This is a genomic window from Bilophila sp. T19-St14, from assembly GCF_059728385.1.
Window position 1 is genome coordinate 502,456 of sequence record NZ_BAAGFT010000002.1, and the last position, 18,043, is coordinate 520,498.

An 18,043-nucleotide genomic window follows, 5' to 3' on the forward strand; every position below is an offset into this window, starting at 1 on the left:
ACGGCGAATAGGGCCAGTACATCGAAAACCGTGCTAACATAGATAATAGCGCTGAGGCTGGGGGATATCACTGACACCGATACCACCTCTGCGTTCCTTAACTCTTATTTTCTTTGTAATAAGTTGACAAGCAATGCTATTCGTCCCTTCCATTCCGCGGGGAGGCCATGTTCAGCAAATATACGGCCATATCACTGGGTCCCATACGCTCCCCATCCATATATGGGGCATGGAGCATATGCGTCCCCGGCAGAACGGAAACGCACTGGGCAGGACAGCCGCACACAGCTACCCGGATATCGGCCCCGGCCTCATTGTCCGTGAGCACGATGCTCTCATCAAAGGCACGCATGGCGGACAGCACCCCCCTGAACCACGCCACACGATCGTATCCAGAGCGGCACCCCCCGCAGTACTTCACATGGAGGGAAGGCATGGCCCGTCAGCCCCTTTCCACCAGCATGGCTATCCCCTGCCCGCCGCCGATACATAGCGTTGCCAACCCCCTGCTCTGCCCCTTCCGCTTCAGCGTATGCAAAAGCGTAACGAGGATACGCGCACCGGAGGCACCGATAGGATGCCCAAGGGCAATGGCACCACCGTTGACGTTCACGTTATCAAGGCTGAAGCCCAGCTCGCGGCCCACGGCGAGGAACTGGGCGGCAAAGGCTTCGTTGGCTTCGATCTGATCGAGATCGGCCACCGTCCAGCCAACCTTTTCCAAAACCTTGCGGGTGGCGGGGATGGGGCCAAGGCCCATCACGTCGGGCTCCACACCGGCACTGGCCCAACCCACGATACGGGCAAGAGGGGAAAGGCCACGTTCAGCGGCCAGTTCGGCATCCATGAGCACGAGAGCCGCCGCGCCGTCATTCACGCCGGAAGCGTTGCCTGCCGTCACCACGCCGTCCTTCTTGAAGGCGGGGCGCAACTTGCCGAGCACTTCCATGGTAGTGTCGGGACGAGGGAACTCATCGCGAGCGAAATCGAAGGACTTTTTCTTCTGCTCCACGTGTACGGGCACGATCTCTTCATCAAATACGCCCGTTTCCAGCGCGGCTGCGGCCCTCTGTTGGGAAAGCACGGCATGGGCGTCCAGTTCTTCGCGGGAAAGATGGTATCGGGCCGCCACGTTCTCAGCGGTGATACCCATGTGATAGTCATTGAAAGCGTCCCAGAGGCCGTCCCTGATCATTTCGTCTACAAGCTTAACATCGCCCATGCGGCTCCCCCAGCGTGCGGAGGGGATGACATAGGAAGCCAGAGACATGTTCTCCATACCGCCAGCCACCACACAGCGGGCCTCACCGGCACGGATGGCCAGCGCAGCTTCCGCCACGGCCTTGAGGCCGGAACCGCAGACCTTGTTCACCGTCCATGCCGGGATCTCCACAGGGATACCGGCCTTGACGGCAGCCTGACGTGCGGGATTCTGGCCTAAACCCGCTTGAAGGACATTGCCCATGATGACTTCTTCCACCATGCCGGCATCCACGCCACCCCGGGAAAGGGCTGCGCGGATGACCACGGCCCCCAGTTCAACGGCAGGGACAGAGGCAAGCGAACCGCCGAAGCTTCCAAGTGCTGTACGGGCTGCGCTTACGATGACCACTTCACACATAATGACTCCTGTCCGGCACAGTGCCGGCTCTCCAAGGGCTTTCGCCCGATGATGCTGCGCTCTTTGCGAGCGATATGCTCCCGACGGCTTAGTAGCGGAAGAACCCTTCACCGCTCTTGCGGCCCAGCCTGCCTGCACGAACCAGCTTACGGAGCAAGGGGGCGGGACGATACTTGCTCTCACCCAGCTCGTCGCGGAGCAACTCCATGATGGCAAGGCACACGTCGAGGCCGATGAGGTCGGCCAGAGCCAGCGGGCCCATGGGATGATTGGCTCCGAGCTTCATGGCGGTATCGATGTCTTCAGCGGAGGCTACGCCTTCCTGCAACATGAAGACAGCTTCGTTGAGCATGGGGATAAGGATGCGGTTAACCACGAAACCGGGGTATTCATTCACGGTGACCGCCGTTTTGCCCAGCCTTTCGGAAAGCGCCTTAGCGGCTTCGTAGGTCTCGTCTGAAGTGGCGGCACCGCGGATGATCTCGATAAGGGCCATGCGGGGCACGGGATTGAAGAAATGCAGGCCCACCACCTTGTCGGGGCAGCTCACAGCGGAAGCCACGGCAGTGATGCTCAGGCTGGACGTATTGGTCGCAAGGATACAGTCAGGGGAAACGATACCGCTCAGCTTCGAAAAAATGGAACGCTTGACGTCCAGATTCTCCACGGCAGCCTCGATGACTACGTCGACATTGGCGGCATCCTGCATGTCCAACGTGCCGATGATGCGTGGGAGGGCCGTATCACGGTCTCCGGCGGCCATCTTGCCCCGCTCCACAAGATTGTCCCACGCTTCGGCGATCCCCTTCAGACCTTTGTCAACGAATTCCTGCTTTATATCATAGAGATACACGGTGAAGCCGTGCAGGGCGGCTACCTGAGCGATACCGCCGCCCATAGTCCCTGCACCTATCACAAAAAGGGTCTTCATAACCATCTCCTTTTCGGCGTAACGCCGCTCTTGAACTATCCCGTTTCCATCACCCAAGGATGCCGGATGCGATGATCATACGCTGGACTTCGCTCGTTCCCTCATAGATTTGGGTAATCTTGGCATCACGGTACAAACGCTCCGCAACAGATCCATGCAGATAACCGCTGCCGCCGCATATCTGCACGGCTTCCGAAGCGCACCATACGGCCGCCTCCGATGCCACGAGCTTGGCCGCCGAAGCTTCCGCGCGAAACATTTTCCCCCCGTCACACAGACGGGCCGCATACAGGGTGAGCTGACGGGCGGCTTCCACCTTCGCCCACATGTCCGCAGCCTTCCAGCGCAGCCCTTGGAAGTGCTCCAGGGTGCGGCCGAACTGGCGGCGTTCCTTGAGCCGCGCACACACCTCGTCAAACGCGGCATCCGCTATGCCCACCGCCTGTGCGGCGATGCCCAGCCGCCCGCCGTCCAGCGTTTCCGCAGCGATGCGGAAACCATCACCGGGCCTGCCAATGAGGCGATCGGCAGGGATACAAAGGTTACGGAAAAAGAGTTCACAAGTCTGAGCACCACGGATGCCCATCTTGCGCTGAGGGGCGGATATGAGCAGCCCGGCATCGTTACTGCACACAGCGAAGGCACTCAGACCTTCCGTACCCTGCCCGCCGGTACGGGCAAAGAGGATGTAGATATCGGCCCTGCCGGCATTGGTGATGAATATCTTGTGGCCGTTGATGATGTAGAAGCCGCCGTCCAGCTCCGCCGTGGTTGCGATGCCCCCCACATCCGACCCTGCTTCGGGCTCCGTGAGCGCAAAGGCCCCCAGCTTGTCGCCGCGGAGCATGGGACGAAGGAAGCTTTCCTTCTGCATGGGCGAGCCGAAAGCATGGAGCGGATGGCAGGCAAGTCCCACATGCGTCGCATAGGTGACGCCAACGGAAGGGCAGGCCTTGGAAAGGCGTTCCACACAGCGGACATACGATTCATAACTGGAACCGCGCCCTCCCAACTCAGGAGGATAAGGAAGCCCCATGAATCCGGCATCGGCCAAGGCTTGGACAGACTCCCCGCAGAAAAGGCTCTCTTCATCACAGCGCGCGGCCATAGGCCTCACGGTCTTCGTAATGATCTCATCAAGGCGTTGCCAGAACGCTGCTTCCATTCTGTTCATCCTCCAAGAGTTGCGTAGCGGAACCCGATCAGCGGCGGCGATTGACGAAGGCGTCCATCCTATCCTTCTGATCCTTTGTCGAGAAACAGAGGCCGAACGCCTGCGCTTCGTACGAAAGGCCGGATTCGAGGCCAGATTCAAGGCCATGCCGTATGCAGCGTTTAGTCTGCTGGACGGCACAGCGAGCCTGACGGGCGATGCCTTCCGCCAGCGCGGAAACTTCCGCGGCAAGGGCATCGTGGGGGACGATCTTGTCGACAAGGCCGATGCGCAGGGCCTCTGGGGCATCGATCATGCTACCCGAAAAGAGCAACAGGGAAGCCGCCCCCCTACCCACCAAACGGGGCAAACGCTGGGTGCCGCCGAACCCGGCCGTGATGCCGAGGCCGACTTCAGGCTGGCCGAAGCGGGCCTTTTCGGATGCAATGCGGATATCGCAGGCAAGGGCCAGTTCACAGCCGCCTCCAAGGGCAAAGCCCGAAATCATGGCGATGACGGGCTGGCGCAGGGCCTCTATCTTAGCGAATACCTTCTGTCCAAACGCACCGAAGGCCATACCGGATTCCGCTTCCATGAACTGCATCTCTGCGATGTCCGCTCCGGCGGCAAGGGCCCTCTCTCCGGCCCCCTTGACGACGAGGACGCGGATCTCAGCATCCCCGTCGATCATGGCAAGGGCATCGTCAAGCTCCTTCAGCACGGCACTGTTCAGTGCGTTCAGCCGATCAGGGCGGTTCAGCGTGAGGTAAGCCACACCGTCCTTTTTCTCAAAAAGGATGTTCTCGTACATAACCCCTTCCCTCTCTTCAGGCAGTAACGCCAAGGCCCCAAAAGCCACGGCAGGTATCTCAAATCAGAACAGGCCGTCGGGATCGATACCACACAGGCGGCGTGCAAGTGCCTTCTTCGCTTCCATATTGGCCTGACGGCCGATCATGATACGTTGGGCCTGCGGCGAACCTGCTCCGTGCATGGATTCAGTGAGGTAGCCCACCGCCACGGAACCGATGGTCATGGCCTCAATGAGACGAAGAATACGCTGGCGGTCTTCCACGGAATATTGGGCGTCGCCCACCATGAGCTTGCGGCACCATTCGCCCACTTCTTCGGACGTGAAATCGGCATCGGAAGGCATGGTCACCATGAGCCCTCCGGCGATGTCCTGCGCGAGGCGGGCGATCTCGTAAGGCAGACGGGTGACGTTCTGCTTGCACACGTTGGCAAGGAGCATGTCGATCTGATAGTTTCCGGCCCGCGTAGGGGCGCCTTCGCAGGAACAGGCGATGCCGCAGGAGAACAGCGTCTCGTTCAGGTGGATCATCTCGATGATCTTATCCTTAATATGGGACGCCTTGGCACAGCCGTTGCATTCAGCTGCCGTTTGGGAAGCGCCGATGAGTACGTCGCCGTTTCCGACCTTGCAGCCGCCGTAGGACTGGCGGTGATAACCGGCGAAGCGCTCCACCAACATGCCGGTAAAGTCGATCTCGCCCAGCATGTACACGTTCTTGTAGGGAACGAAGGTATCTTCAAAAATAATGATGACTTCCTGACCGCCGTAATTCGCGTTGCCCACGTCCACCTTGCTGGCTTCCAGCTTGCGGGTGTCACTGGCCTGACGGCCATAGATGTAAAGGATGCTGGGGTCATCGGCGGGGACAGAGAAGGCCACGGCATAGTCCCGGTCTTCCGCGCGCATGGTCTGCGTGGGCATAACGAGAATCTGATGGGAGTTGAGGGCACCGGTCTGGTGCATCTTGGCACCGCGCACCACAATGCCGTCCTCACGGCGTTCCACCACGCGCAGGAACAGATCGGGATCCGTCTGGGCGTGGGGGGCGAGGCCCCGGTTGCCCTTGGGATCGGTCATGGCACCGTCCACGGTCCAGTCCTTTTCCTGCCATTCTTTGATGAACTCCACGAAACGCCGATGATATCCGGTACCGTAGCGGGCATCGATCTCATAGGTAGTGCTGAACACGGCGTTGAGGGCATCCATGCCCACGCAGCGCTGGAAACAGGCACCGGTCATGCTCCCGCAAAGCCGCTGCATTTTCACCTTATTCACCAGATCAGCCGTAGACTGGTGCAGATGGCAGAACCGATTCACGGGTTTGCCGGTGAAGCTGGAGGCAGTCACCATCAACTCGCGGTACTCAGGCATCTCGGCCAGCTTGTAGGTCATGGCGCAACAGTTGATGGAAGGGCGGATCAAAGGGTGCCCAACACAATCCTCGATCTTCTCGCCAAATGCATAAACTCTGCGGGGGCGCAGATCACGGAGGGACTGGATGTACTCCTCGGCGGTCATCATAACGCATATCCTGATGGTCTTTGCGACCGCTTTCGGAACAGCGGCGGCAGGTCTGTAAAAACGGGCTCCCGCGAAAGGAGCCCGCGTACGCTCAGTCAGCTCTTATGGCAGAAGCTCCAGCCTCCGTCGGACTGGCACATGGGCATAAGTTCCATATCGCACACGTCCATGTGGGCGGGCAGGTTTACAGACCACCACACGGCTTCGGCAATGTTTTCAGGGGTCAAGGGATCCAAGTTTTCGTAAGCGGCTTCCGAAGTCTTCAGGTCACCCTTAAAACGCACGGCCAGAAATTCAGTGTGCAGATGGCCGGGCTTGATGTTGGTCACGCGGACGGGAGTACCCAGAAGGTCGCAACGGAGCATCCTGCTGAAGTGGTTCACGAAAGCCTTAGTGGCACCGTACACGTTGCCGCACTTGAAGGCGCGGTTGCCAGCGACGGAGCCGATATTGACGATGTGACCGGTACCGCGTTCGATCATGCCGGGCAGAACGGAGCGGGTGCAGTACAGCAGCCCGTTGATATTGGTGGCGATCATTTCGTCCCAGTCGTCCATGCTACCCTCCTGAGCGGGATTCTGGCCGATGGAACTGCCGGCGTTGTTCAGCAGAACGTCGATATTCTTGAACCCTTCGGGAAGATTAGCGAACATTTCCACCACAACATCACGCTTGGCGACATCGAAACAGAGGGGGAGGAAGTCTCCGCCCAGTTCAGCGGCGAGTTCGTCGAGGCGGGGCTGACGGCGACCGGTACCAATGACCTTCCAGCCTTCCTTGATGAAGCGGCGGGCGGTTTCGCGGCCAACACCGGAGGTAACACCAGTGATGAAGATGATTTTCTTGGACATGTCTGACTCCTCAGAAAGGTTAAAAGTGAGTATGCTGCAACATTGAGGAGGGGGCCCGGAAGCCGCTCCGGGCGGCAGCGGCTTCCGGGGATGGAGGAAGGGGGATTGCTTACAGCATCTTGAAGGTCGCGGTGAAGTTTTCTTCACCGTACTTTTCAGCGGTGGCTGCAAACACTTCGCGGGCGCGGGACATCATGGGCACACGCTGTCCGAGGGATTCGCACATCTCAATGCCGAGGCGCACGTCCTTGAAGGCAAGATTCACAGTAAACACCGGATGCTCGAAGTCTTCGTCGAAGGTGCCGGAAGCGGTGTTCTTGAACTGGAAGGAGAAGGCGCCGGAGTTGGAGATCTGTTCGATGAACTGTTCCTTGGGGATGTTGGTAAGCTTGGCAAGCTTGATGCTTTCGGAACAGACGGCGTTGATGCTCATGCCCATGAGGTTCTGAATGAGCTTCAGAGCACAGCCAGCCTTCACATCGCCGATGTAGGCGGGCTTGCCCATCTTCTTGAGCAGGCATTCTTCATACTTGTCGTAGGTGGCCTTGTCGCCGCCGCCGAACAGGGGGCAGGTGCCGTCTGCGGCAAAGGCGGGCCCCTTGCCCATGGGGATGACGAGGTACTTCTTGCCGAGCTTGGCGGCTTCGGCTTCGAGCATCACCACCGTTTCGATGTCCAAGGTGGACAAGTCGAAATGCACGCCGCCTTCGGGAAGGTTTTCAAACACGCCGTCGGGCCCGAGCAAAACACCCTTGGCGTCTTTAGGCATGGGCACGCAGGTGATGCTCACTTCAACTTGGGCGGCCAATTCCTTTACAGAGGCGGCGGGAGAGGCACCCATGTCCACGAACTTTTGGACGTTGGCGGGATTAATGTCATACACCACCACGTCGATGCCGTTCTTAACAATGTTAGAGCAGATGCCTGCCCCCATCTTGCCAAGACCGATAAAACCAACTTTCATGACAAACTCCTAATCAATTACATGGTTCCGCAGAAGTCGCGTCGTCACTTTTCTGCATCCACAAGAAGACGATACACAGAGATGTAGTCTTCCTCTCCGTAGCCGGCTTCCGATGCGGCCTTGTAGCGATCCCTGAGCATGGTGAAGGCGGGGCAGGAAACTCCCGCCTCTTCCGCCATCTCCACGCCGAACTTCATATCTTTCCAGGCGTTGTTGAGTGTACCGCGCATGGGCAGGAAGGCTTCATTGAACACCTTATGCCCCGAGTTCTGCATCTGGTAGGACCACGCACCAGTGGACTTTGCCCCATTGAGGAAGACCTCTTCGGAGAGGCCCATCCTCTTCGCGAGGAACACGCCTTCGGTAAGGATGACGTTGTTGGAAAGCCCGATGAGGTTGGTGATGAGCTTGAAGGCGCAGGCCGCCTTCACGTCGCCGAGGTAGAACACCTCCCCTATCTCGGAGAGGAACGCCTTATCCCGCTCATACACATCTCTGGAGCCGCCGAAGAACAAGGGAGACTCCCCTGCCTCGGCCGCTTCGGGCCCTTTGCCCATAGGCATGTACACGTAACGGACGCCGTGCCTCTCGGCTTCCGCCTCCAGAGCAAGGACGGACTCGATGTCCCACGTGCCCATATCGTAGAAGGCCATCCCCTTCCCCATACAGGAGAACACACCGTTTTCGCCTCCCGCCACGGCCTTGAGCGCAGCCACGGAAGACAGGCAGCTGAGCACCACACGGGCACCGAGGGCCGCTTCCTGAGGCGTGGCAAAGGCTTCCGCACCCCAGCCAGCAACCTTGGCCGCCTTTTCAGGGCTACGGTTCCATACCTGCAGGGCATATCCCTTGTTCAGCAGGTTGCGGCACACGCCGCTCCCCATGCTTCCAAGCCCCAGAAAACAAACCTTCATGGCATCCTCTGGCTTACAAAGTTCTCAAAAGACGGCTGGCAGCCGTTTCGATCTCACCCAGCATGTCGGAGCTGGTCATGGCACCCCAGCATACGTCCGCCAGCTTGTCCTGCACGATATCGGTGGCCTGATCGAGGGTGAGCCCCTGATTGATGACGCCGGACACGTCGACGTCGATATTGTCGCGCATAGACTTCACGGTCATGGGATTGCCGGAAATCTTGATGACCGGGGCCACGGGGTGGCCGATGCAGTTGCCCTTGCCGGTAGAGAAGATGACGGCGTGGCAACCGCCAGACACGATGGCGGTGAGGTTCTCCACGCCGGGGGCAGGAGCGTCCATGATGACGAAGCCCTTCTTGGTAGGACGTTCGCCCTCTTCGAGGACTTCGACCAGGGGCTTGGTGCCTCCCTTCTTGATGGAGCCGAGGGCCTTTTCCTCAATGGTGGTCAGGCCGCCGGCAATGTTGTCGGGAGCGGGATTGGCACCCATGATGTCGAGATTATGCTCAGCGGCATAGTCGAGGGTGCGCTGGATGATGCGCTTCACCTTGGCGGCCACTTCAGGAGTGACGGCACGGCGGCCAAGGATCTCTTCGCCGCCCAATAGTTCCAGCGTTTCCGACATGATGACGGTACCGCCGGCGTCGATGACACGGTCAGCCAGACGGCCGGTCACGGGATTGGAAACGATGCCGGAAGAACCATCGGAACCGCCGCATTCCACGCCGAGGACGAACTCGCTCCAAGGCATGGGTTCAGGGCGCAGGCGGCCTGCATCGTGAAGCATCTGAATGGCAGCCTGGGCGGCGCGGTACGCCACTTCCACGGTGCCGCCCTGATCTTCGATGGAGAAACCCACCACGGGCTTGCCGCCCTTCGCGATCTCGCCGGTGATGTATTCGGCGGTCTGATCTTCCAAAGCCACGACGATGACGCCGTACACGTTGGGATGCAGAGCGGTATTGATGGAGAGGAGATTGTGCAGGGCAAGGTCTTCGTTCATTTCACCACGGCCGAACCCGGGGCAGAACGGCACGCAACCCTTCACCAGAGAGCATATGCGCCGCACCGTAGGATTGGCGTTGTCCATCGTAGCGATGACGGCGATATGGTTGCGGATGCCGAAACGACCATCGGGACGCCTGTAACCCATGATTTCTGGCAACATAACAGCGTTCCTTATCCTTTTACAGTGTGGCGACCACTGATGACGTTATGCACATGAACATGTTCACCGGGGGCGATATCGGCGGTCGCTATACCCACCGGCTCTCCATATTTAACGATCTGACTTCCCTTGGGGATAGCCTTGATGGCGACCTTATGAGCAAAGGGGAGCTCATCTTTGGCGCAGACCGCCTTGCCTCCTACAGTAAATTCGCTTCCCACAGCCAAAGAAGGGGCCATGACAATGGCGATGTTATCTTTAGCATCCATCATAATAACGTGTTCCATTAGGCAACCTTTTCGTTGAGTGTATAGAGGGCGGATCGGTTTTTTGATTTCTCTTTTCCGACACCTTGTGCAAAAGGTTTGCCAAAATCCCATTTCTGCCGAAAAGCCTTCAATCTGGCCTCACCAATCCTCTGGAAAAGCCGCGAGTCTCACTGATTGCCCCGCCCAAAATCCTGCGTGCGGTACTTTTCATTTCAGTTTAAGATGATTTCATTTTGAACTATTTCATTTTGAAATAATAAAAGAAACTGCATTCCAAAAGACTTCTCACGGCACCTCAAAATTTACTATTTAATCTTTTCTTTTTCAAAAAAGTTTCTGTATATATAATATCAGATAGTTCCATTGTTTTTTGATCCAGGATCTGTCATAATAATCAGTTGAGATTCCATCTCATGGAATTTCATAGGAATACTACAAAATCACCCTTTACCGAAGGGTGGGATCAATAAAAATATTCCATAATTGAAATCACATAAAAACGTATCAATATTATTTTATTGCAAAATATTTATTCTTTATGGTTCATTGCATCTTTTTAAACTATGAGTTGGTGACTCAACATCGATATGAACATGTTACTTGTTATCGTGTTCTAAAATCATATTGATTCTCAATACAAAAAATCCATTTTAGGTACAAAAAAACATATTGTGCAACCTTAAAACCTACAGCCGGCAAACAGCTTTTTGCCTCTATCGTTTTTGATATTTTCAATTTTGAATATTTCATTTTAAAATTACAAACCATTTCTCCGCCCAGCGCCCTTCCCAAGCGCATAACAGAACCACTTCAAAAGCCCTGCCTTCTTGCGGCCATACTTCGGGCCTGTGCCCGTTGACACAGAATTTGCAAGAAGAAAACACAAATGGTGTTCCGACTGTTGAACCAGACATTCCCTCGTCACGAACATACGAACTCTGGAGGTTGTCATGCAGCGAGTTGAAAGAAGCGTTTTTGGTGAACTCAATGGTAAACCGATCCACCTGTTCCGCTTGGCCAACGCCAACGGTATGGTGGCCGAGCTCCTTGAATTCGGCGGCCGCATTAAGGCCCTGTGCATCCCCGACGGCAAGGGCGGAACGGACAACATGAGCGTGGGGTACGACACCTTCGAGCCCTACCATGCTCGCTTCAATCCTTGGCTCGGCGCCCTCCTCGGCCGCACAGCCAGCCGCATCACCGGCGCACAGTTTCAGATCGACGGCAAGGCCTACAATCTGTCCGCCAGCGGCCCCGCCGGCAGCAGCATGCACGGCGGATTCGTAGGCTTCGACAGCCGCGTGTGGGCTGGCGAAGCCGACAGCGACGCCACCGGCGCCACGCTGAAGCTCACGTATCTCTCTCCCGATGGTGAAGAAGGCTATCCCGGCAACGCTTCCGTGACCGTCACCTACCGCCTCGACGACGACAACCGCTTCCACATGAACTGGGAAGCCACCACCGATGCCCCCACCATCATCGACATGTCCTCTCACGTGTATCTGAACCTCAACGGCTTCAAGAACCGTGACATCATGAACGAATACCTAAAGGTCAACGCCTCATATTATCTGGAAAAAGATGCCACAGGCACCCCCACCGGCAACTTCATCCCCGTGGAAGGATCCGTGTTCGACCTGCGCACCCCCAAGCTGATGGAAGAACTCTCTCAGGGTGCGGTGTACAATCCCATCATGGCTCTGGACGGCGAAGGCGGCACCCTGCGCGAAGTGGCCGAAGTGAGCATCCCGGAACTGGGCCGCTCCTACACCCTGCATACCACGGCCCGCGCCCTGCAGGTGTACAACGCCTATAACATGGCCTCGTTCTACACTTCCCGCGGGCTGGAGTCCCCCTTCGCCCCGGCCCCCGGCCTTGCCATCGAACCGCAGAACTATCCCAACGCCATCAACATCCCCTCTATGCCGTCACCCATTCTTCGCCCTGGGGAAAGGTACAGCGCACAGCAGTTCTTTGCCTTCAAGTGGTAACCAGTTAGTATGATTAAGGATGGGAGCTTTGGAAAGCTTCCATCCTTTCATGCCGTTGCCGGTCATCAACGCAGCACTATCCTGCTAGGAGGCTCTTATGGCTACCCCACATATCCTCGATCTCAGCCAGCCCATCACCCCGGCGTCGCCTGCCCCTTGTGATCCGCCTGTGGAATTCCGCACGGTGGCCAGCCACAGCCCCGATTCCCCCTACCAGATGATGTGGTTCGGCATGACCGATCACACGGGCACGCACATCGATGCGCCTCTGCATTTCTTCCCCGGCGGAAAGCCTATCGATGAAGCAGATCTCTCTGCCCTGTATTCCATGCCCGGCGTCTTCCTCGACTTCACCGCCGCATCCTGCTTCCACAAGATCGATGCTGGCGACGTGGAACGCGAGCTGAAGAAATACGATTCCATCCCGAGAAACGCCTTCATCATGATCCATACGGGCACGGGTTGGTATTCCAACACGCAGGAATATTTCAATTCTCCCTTCATCACTCCTGCCGCGGCGGAACGTATCATCCGGCTCAGCCCGGTGGCTGTGGGCGTCAACGGACCCACCGTGGACGACCGCAGGGGAGAAGGACGCCCGATCCACTGCGCCTTTCTTTCCCATGGCGTGCATATCATCGAAGGCATCGTGCATTCCGAACTTCTGGCAGGAAAACGATTCCACTGTACGGCTCTGCCCTTGAAGCTCGCCGGCTTCACGGGTTCCCCGATACGCCTCGTGGCGGTTCTGGAAGGACCTGCCTGATCTGGTTTCGAATGGCCCTGCGGATGCCCATATACGGAAGACTGAATAAAAAAGCCCTCATGACAGAGGGCATACCAACAGGAGGTTCCATGAAGCCAGATTCCCTTTTCCGCAAAGCAATCAACGCCATCGAAGTCTGGGTCAGCGTCTTCGCCATGTTGCTCCTGATCCTCGTCATCTCCATTCAGGTATTCTGCCGCTATGTGCTTCATGACTCCCTCGACTGGACGGAAGAACTGGCCCGTTACCTCATCATCTGGAGCGTGCTTTTCGGATGCAGTTTCGCCATGCGCACCGACTCACACCTTGAGCTTTCCATCCTTTCCAACTTTTCCGGCCCCCGCATGAAGGCGTACATCAAGTGCTTCTCCTGCATCGTATGCCTCGTGTTCAGCGCCATCATGGTCTATGCCAGCATGGAGTCCGTCATCAACATCCACTGGAGCGAACAGCTCACCCCCGCCATGCATCTGCCAGCCTGGATTATCTGGATGGCCATGCCTGTAGGCTTCGGCCTCATGGGTATCCAAGCCATCCTGCGCTGTGCCGATGAGATATCGAAGAACGTCTAACATAGAATAATAAAAGGAAATAGCATGGATCCTGTTCTTCTTACCACATTCGGCACCCTCATTATCCTGCTCATCTTCACCGTGCCCATCGGCGTTTCCATCGGCACCGCTGTCTTCATGGGCATGATGGTGGGCGGCCTTCCCCCCGTGTTCCTCGCGCAAAAAATGTACAGTGCGCTGGACTCCTTCCCCCTGCTGGCCGTCCCCCTCTTCATCATAGCTGGCGACATTATGCAGAAAGGCACCATCGCCAACTCCCTACTGGCCGTTTCCCACTGTCTGGTCGGCCACATCAAGGGGGGCATGGCCCACATCTCCATCCTCACCAGCCTCTTCTATGGGGCCCTGAGCGGCTCCGCCGCCGCTACGGTAGCCGCCGTGGGCGGCATCATGATCCCCGCTATGGAGAAGGAAGGTTATCCCAAGGAGTTCGCCACAGCCGTGAACTCCACCTCCGGCTGTCTCGGCATCATGATCCCACCCAGCATCCCGCTCATCCTTTTCGGCTCCACCGCCGGCGTTTCCATCAGCGACCTCTTCGTGGCCACCATCGTTCCCGGTATCCTCATAGGATGTGCCCTCATGCTGGTAAGCTACGTCATCTGCGTACGCAGGAAATACGGCAAGACCGTAGCCCGTGCCAAATTCGCGGAAATGTTCAAAGCCCTGTACGAAGCCAAGTGGGCCATCATGGTGCCCGTCATCGTTCTTGGCGGCATCTACGGCGGCATCACCACCCCCACCGAAGCCGGTGCCATCGCCGTGGTTTACGCCCTGTTCGTGGAAGTGTTCATCACCCGTTCCATGACAAGGAGGCTGTTCCTCGAGATCATCAAGAGCTCCGTACGCATTAACGCCTCTATTTTCCTTGTGGTGGCCTCCGCCACGGCACTCGGTCAGATCATGATGTACTACAACCTTTCCGCCGCCGTGCTCGATACCATCATGAGCATCTCCACGAGCAAGGTCGTCATCATGACGCTCATCCTCATCGTGCTGCTCATTCTGGGCACCTTCCTCGAAGCGGCTGCCATCATCATGATCGTGACTCCGCTTCTGCTGCCCGTTGTCAATGCCATTGGCGTGGATCCCGTACACTTCGGCATCATCATGCTCACCAGTTTCGCCGTAGGGGGACAGACTCCTCCCGTGGGCATGACGCTCTTCGTGGGTGCCTCCATCGCCAAGATCAGCATCGAACGCCTCAGTATCGCGAGCATCCCCTACATTCTCACGCTCGTGGTCATGCTGTTCACCATCGCTTTTGTCCCACAGATCTCGCTCTGCCTCATCTAATCCTTAACGTTGGGAAGCCATTCTCACAAACTGCTAGGAGGATCTCTATGAAACTGTTTAAGGCCATGCTCTGTTCCGTCGCCGCTCTGAGCCTTCTGCTCCCTGCCGCCCACGCACAGGCTGCCCCCACTGTGGTGAAGATCGCCCTCACCCAGCCTACTGGCCACCCCACCACCGACCTCATCCGCGGCCAGTTCAAAAAGACCATTGAAGAAAAGACCAATGGCCGCTTCCGTATCGACGTGTTCGACAACTACTCCTTCGGCAACTTTGAAGCCGTAGTACAGGGCCTGCAGTTCGGCATGCTGCAGTTTGCTCAGGAATCTCCTTCCAACTTGTCCATCTACGATCCCAAACTGCTGATCTTTGACCTTCCCTACCTTATGCCCGACTACGATGCCGTCAATATTCTGCTCGATGGCAAGGTTGGCAAGGAACTGAGCTGTTCCCTCGAAAAGATCGGCATCAAAGGCATGGGCTGGATCGCCCTCGGCACCCGTTTCTACTGGATGAACAAGCCATTCCACACTATGGCTGAAGCCAAGTCCATGAAAATCCGTGCCACCGCTTCCAAAGTTCATATCAGTATGACCAAGGCCTTCGGCATGAATCCCACCCCCATGGCCTGGAGCGAAACATTTACTGCCCTTCAGCAGGGCACCGTGGACGGCGTGGACGTTGACATCCACTCCGCCATTGCCGCCAACCTGCACGAAGTCGCCCCCCATCTTGTGCTTTCCGGCCACTTCTATACCCCCCATCTGTTCATGGCTTCCGCCAAATTCATGGATTCTCTGTCTCCTGAAGACCGTAAGATTTTTGAAGAAGCATTCGCTGAAGTCCAGAAGATCCAGCGTAGTGCCATCCACAGCGGGGAACAAAAGCTCATCGAAAAGCTGCGTGCTCAGGGCGTGGACGTAATCGAGTTCTCCCCCGAAGCCCGCGCTGAATTCATGAGCGCCGGCAAAGCCATCTGGAAGGACTTCGATAAGCAGGTTCCCCCGTCCCTCATCCAGCAGGTTCTCGACGACTACAAGGCCGCTGGTAAGAACTACTAAACCATATAAAAGCTATCCGGCGAGGAGAAGCTCCGTTAGGGAGCTTCTCCTCCTTTGTCGTTTCTGCTTAGGCAGTTGAAAAGTTAGCGTGTTCAGGTATCCTGTATATATCCATTCACCAACTGCTCCCGCATCTCCGCCGAGTGTCCCTATGCCTAAGCATCCCTTCATCTGCGCCATCGTTTCCGACAACAGCGCGGCAGAACAGATAGAGCTCTGCCGGCACTCCATATCCTCGCCTGTCCGAATCATCACTACGGAATCCAGCAAATGCATAGTAGCCACGAAACGGGTCATCGAGGAAGGTGCCGCCGTCATCGTCAGCCGCGGCAGCGTGTGGAGCACGATAAAAAAGGCTTTTCCCCTCGTACCCACGCTACAAACCCCCATAACATGCTGTGATGCCATTGAATTTCTTACCAAGGCGAAGCAGTACGACACGAACATCGGCGTGGTTTCCTTTCCTTCCCACATCTCTAAGATGGCTACGGTGGCCCCACACATTGGGGTGAGCCTCACCGTCCATAGGGTTAACAATCCCGACGACATCGAAAAAGGCTGTTACGAGATGAAAGATAAGGGGATGAAGGTGCTCGTTGGCGGCGGCCACGCTGTGCAGTGGGCACAGAAACTGGGACTGCATGGCGTACTGCATACGGTTTCCGCGGACGGCGTGATACAGGTGCTGAACGAAGCCGACCGCATACTCAACGCCATCATCAGCGAACGTTCCAAAGACGCCCGCGTGCGTACCATGCTCAACGCCCTGAAAGACGGAGCCATCTCGCTGAACGAACAGGGCAAGGTACTGGAATACAATCTGCCTGCCCAAAAGATGTTTGCCAACGGCGAATCCACTATGAAAAGCATCTGCGCCTTTTTGCAGGATACGGGCATCATCGAGGCGGTACAGCAACAGCTCACGTGGTCGGGAGAAAGCAAGAAGTACGAAAAAAAGCAGTATCTCTGCAATATCATTCCAGCCTACAGCAACGATATCTACTGCGGAGCCAGCGTGATCATCCAGGATGCCAGCCATATCCAGAGCCTCGAACACAAAATGCGCCGGGAACTGCACGCCAAGGGGCATGTGGCGCGCTATACCCTCAAGGACGTGGTAGGGCATTCCGCGGAGATGCGCAGCCTTGTGGAACACGCGGAGCTTTACGCCAACAGCCCTTCTTCCATCTTCATCTACGGGGAATCCGGAACCGGCAAGGAGATCTTCGCGCAGGGCATACATATGGCAAGCCCGTTCAGGAACGGCCCCTTCGTGGGCATCAACTGTACGGCCCTGCCTGAATCCCTTCTGGAAAGCGAGCTTTTCGGCTATGCCGAAGGTGCCTTCACCGGCGCGAAAAAAGGCGGCAAAGTGGGCCTTTTCGAAATGGCGCACAACGGCACCCTCTTCCTCGACGAAATCGGCGAGATCCCCACCTCGGTGCAGGCCAAGCTTCTGCGCGTGCTCGAGGAAAAAATCGTCATGCGCATCGGTCAGGAACGCTATATCCCCATCAACGTGCGCATCGTGTGCGCTACGAACAAGGATCTTGCGGAATTGGTGCGATGCGGCAAGTTCAGGGAAGACCTTTTCTACCGCCTGAACGTGCTCCGGCTCAACCTCCCTCCCTTGCGGAAACACCCGGAAGACATCGAGGAACTCGTCGACAGCTTCCTCAGCTGGCTGCCCCAGTCGCTCTCTCTCCCCCGGCCCCTGATCAGCCCCGAGGCTCTGGCCGTGCTGAAGCGCTATCATTTCCCGGGCAATATCAGGGAACTGCGCAACGTCATAGAAAGGCTGGTGGTGATCGCAAAGGGCAGGGAAATACGGGAAAGCGACATCTCGCGCGTGCTCCTGATGAACGAGGCCCCGTGCGGGAACAGCCACAAGAAGGCCGTGACCGTGCCCCCGTCGCCTTCCGCACCTGCCAATGCGAACAGACGAACCAAGCAGAGTATGCTTCGTGCCCAGATAAACAGCACCATCCTTCAGGTACTGGAGGAAACACAGGGCAACAAGGCGGAAACAGCCCGGCGTCTGGGCATCTCCCCCGCCACGTTATGGAGAAGGCTGAAGGAGATCGCCGCACAAGAGAAGAAATAAGACGGGGCACGTCCTCAAAATTGCGGTTTTGGCATGTTATTCGCATC

The 18,043-nt window shown here is 57.1% G+C and carries 17 protein-coding genes; 6 read left to right on the forward strand and 11 right to left on the reverse strand.

Annotated elements, in window-relative coordinates:
- Positions 1-136 precede the first annotated feature (136 nt).
- The 11 genes from AC6I1V_RS16705 to AC6I1V_RS16755 all read right to left on the reverse strand — a co-directional run bounded on the left by AC6I1V_RS16705 (position 137) and on the right by AC6I1V_RS16755 (position 10,227).
- Positions 137-436 carry a hypothetical protein gene (locus AC6I1V_RS16705; protein WP_302554198.1) on the reverse strand — a complete coding sequence of 100 codons (300 nt, stop codon included), beginning with the start codon at positions 434-436 and terminating at the stop codon, positions 137-139.
- A gap of 6 nt (positions 437-442) precedes the next feature.
- A complete protein-coding gene (locus AC6I1V_RS16710; protein ID WP_479858842.1) occupies positions 443-1,621 on the reverse strand; it encodes an acetyl-CoA C-acetyltransferase in 1,179 nt (392 codons plus the stop codon).
- Positions 1,622-1,709: 88 nt separating this feature from the next.
- Positions 1,710-2,552 (reverse strand): 3-hydroxybutyryl-CoA dehydrogenase, encoded by an 843-nt coding sequence (locus AC6I1V_RS16715; RefSeq protein WP_337431278.1) that lies wholly within the window; start codon positions 2,550-2,552, stop codon positions 1,710-1,712.
- Between the two features lie 49 nt (positions 2,553-2,601).
- The gene (locus tag AC6I1V_RS16720; RefSeq protein WP_479858840.1) at positions 2,602-3,717 is read right to left on the reverse strand and encodes an acyl-CoA dehydrogenase family protein; all 1,116 of its coding nucleotides are present in this window, start codon (positions 3,715-3,717) and stop codon (positions 2,602-2,604) included.
- 37 nt (positions 3,718-3,754) lie between these two features.
- Entirely contained in the window at positions 3,755-4,516 is a 762-nt protein-coding gene (locus tag AC6I1V_RS16725) for an enoyl-CoA hydratase-related protein (RefSeq protein WP_337431604.1), read from the reverse strand.
- Between the two features lie 63 nt (positions 4,517-4,579).
- Entirely contained in the window at positions 4,580-6,040 is a 1,461-nt protein-coding gene (locus tag AC6I1V_RS16730) for a 4-hydroxyphenylacetate 3-hydroxylase family protein (RefSeq protein ID WP_483971946.1), read from the reverse strand.
- A gap of 95 nt (positions 6,041-6,135) precedes the next feature.
- Positions 6,136-6,891, reverse strand: a complete 756-nt coding sequence (locus AC6I1V_RS16735; RefSeq protein ID WP_486853436.1) for an SDR family NAD(P)-dependent oxidoreductase — start codon at positions 6,889-6,891, stop codon at positions 6,136-6,138.
- Between the two features lie 109 nt (positions 6,892-7,000).
- On the reverse strand, positions 7,001-7,855 hold the full coding sequence (locus AC6I1V_RS16740; RefSeq protein WP_302554190.1) for an NAD(P)-dependent oxidoreductase: 855 nt from the start codon (positions 7,853-7,855) through the stop codon (positions 7,001-7,003).
- 44 nt (positions 7,856-7,899) lie between these two features.
- A complete protein-coding gene (locus tag AC6I1V_RS16745) occupies positions 7,900-8,769 on the reverse strand; it encodes an NAD(P)-dependent oxidoreductase (RefSeq protein WP_486850583.1) in 870 nt (289 codons plus the stop codon).
- A gap of 13 nt (positions 8,770-8,782) precedes the next feature.
- The gene (locus tag AC6I1V_RS16750; protein ID WP_302553417.1) at positions 8,783-9,940 is read right to left on the reverse strand and encodes a UxaA family hydrolase; all 1,158 of its coding nucleotides are present in this window, start codon (positions 9,938-9,940) and stop codon (positions 8,783-8,785) included.
- Positions 9,941-9,951: 11 nt separating this feature from the next.
- Complete coding sequence (locus AC6I1V_RS16755) at positions 9,952-10,227, reverse strand: UxaA family hydrolase (RefSeq protein ID WP_302553416.1); 276 nt, start codon at positions 10,225-10,227, stop codon at positions 9,952-9,954.
- A gap of 932 nt (positions 10,228-11,159) precedes the next feature.
- Between AC6I1V_RS16755 and AC6I1V_RS16760 the strand changes: the two genes are divergently transcribed.
- From AC6I1V_RS16760 to AC6I1V_RS16785, 6 genes are all read left to right on the forward strand, one after another.
- The gene (locus AC6I1V_RS16760; protein ID WP_486853435.1) at positions 11,160-12,200 is read left to right on the forward strand and encodes an aldose epimerase family protein; all 1,041 of its coding nucleotides are present in this window, start codon (positions 11,160-11,162) and stop codon (positions 12,198-12,200) included.
- Between the two features lie 97 nt (positions 12,201-12,297).
- Complete coding sequence (locus AC6I1V_RS16765) at positions 12,298-12,966, forward strand: cyclase family protein (protein ID WP_337431182.1); 669 nt, start codon at positions 12,298-12,300, stop codon at positions 12,964-12,966.
- A gap of 89 nt (positions 12,967-13,055) precedes the next feature.
- Entirely contained in the window at positions 13,056-13,538 is a 483-nt protein-coding gene (locus AC6I1V_RS16770; protein ID WP_302553412.1) for a TRAP transporter small permease, read from the forward strand.
- A 24-nt stretch (positions 13,539-13,562) separates the two neighbouring features.
- The gene (locus AC6I1V_RS16775; protein WP_302553411.1) at positions 13,563-14,834 is read left to right on the forward strand and encodes a TRAP transporter large permease; all 1,272 of its coding nucleotides are present in this window, start codon (positions 13,563-13,565) and stop codon (positions 14,832-14,834) included.
- 47 nt (positions 14,835-14,881) lie between these two features.
- Positions 14,882-15,892, forward strand: a complete 1,011-nt coding sequence (locus AC6I1V_RS16780; protein ID WP_302553410.1) for a TRAP transporter substrate-binding protein — start codon at positions 14,882-14,884, stop codon at positions 15,890-15,892.
- 151 nt (positions 15,893-16,043) lie between these two features.
- The gene (locus AC6I1V_RS16785; protein ID WP_497737262.1) at positions 16,044-17,996 is read left to right on the forward strand and encodes a sigma 54-interacting transcriptional regulator; all 1,953 of its coding nucleotides are present in this window, start codon (positions 16,044-16,046) and stop codon (positions 17,994-17,996) included.
- The last annotated feature ends 47 nt before the right edge of the window (positions 17,997-18,043 follow it).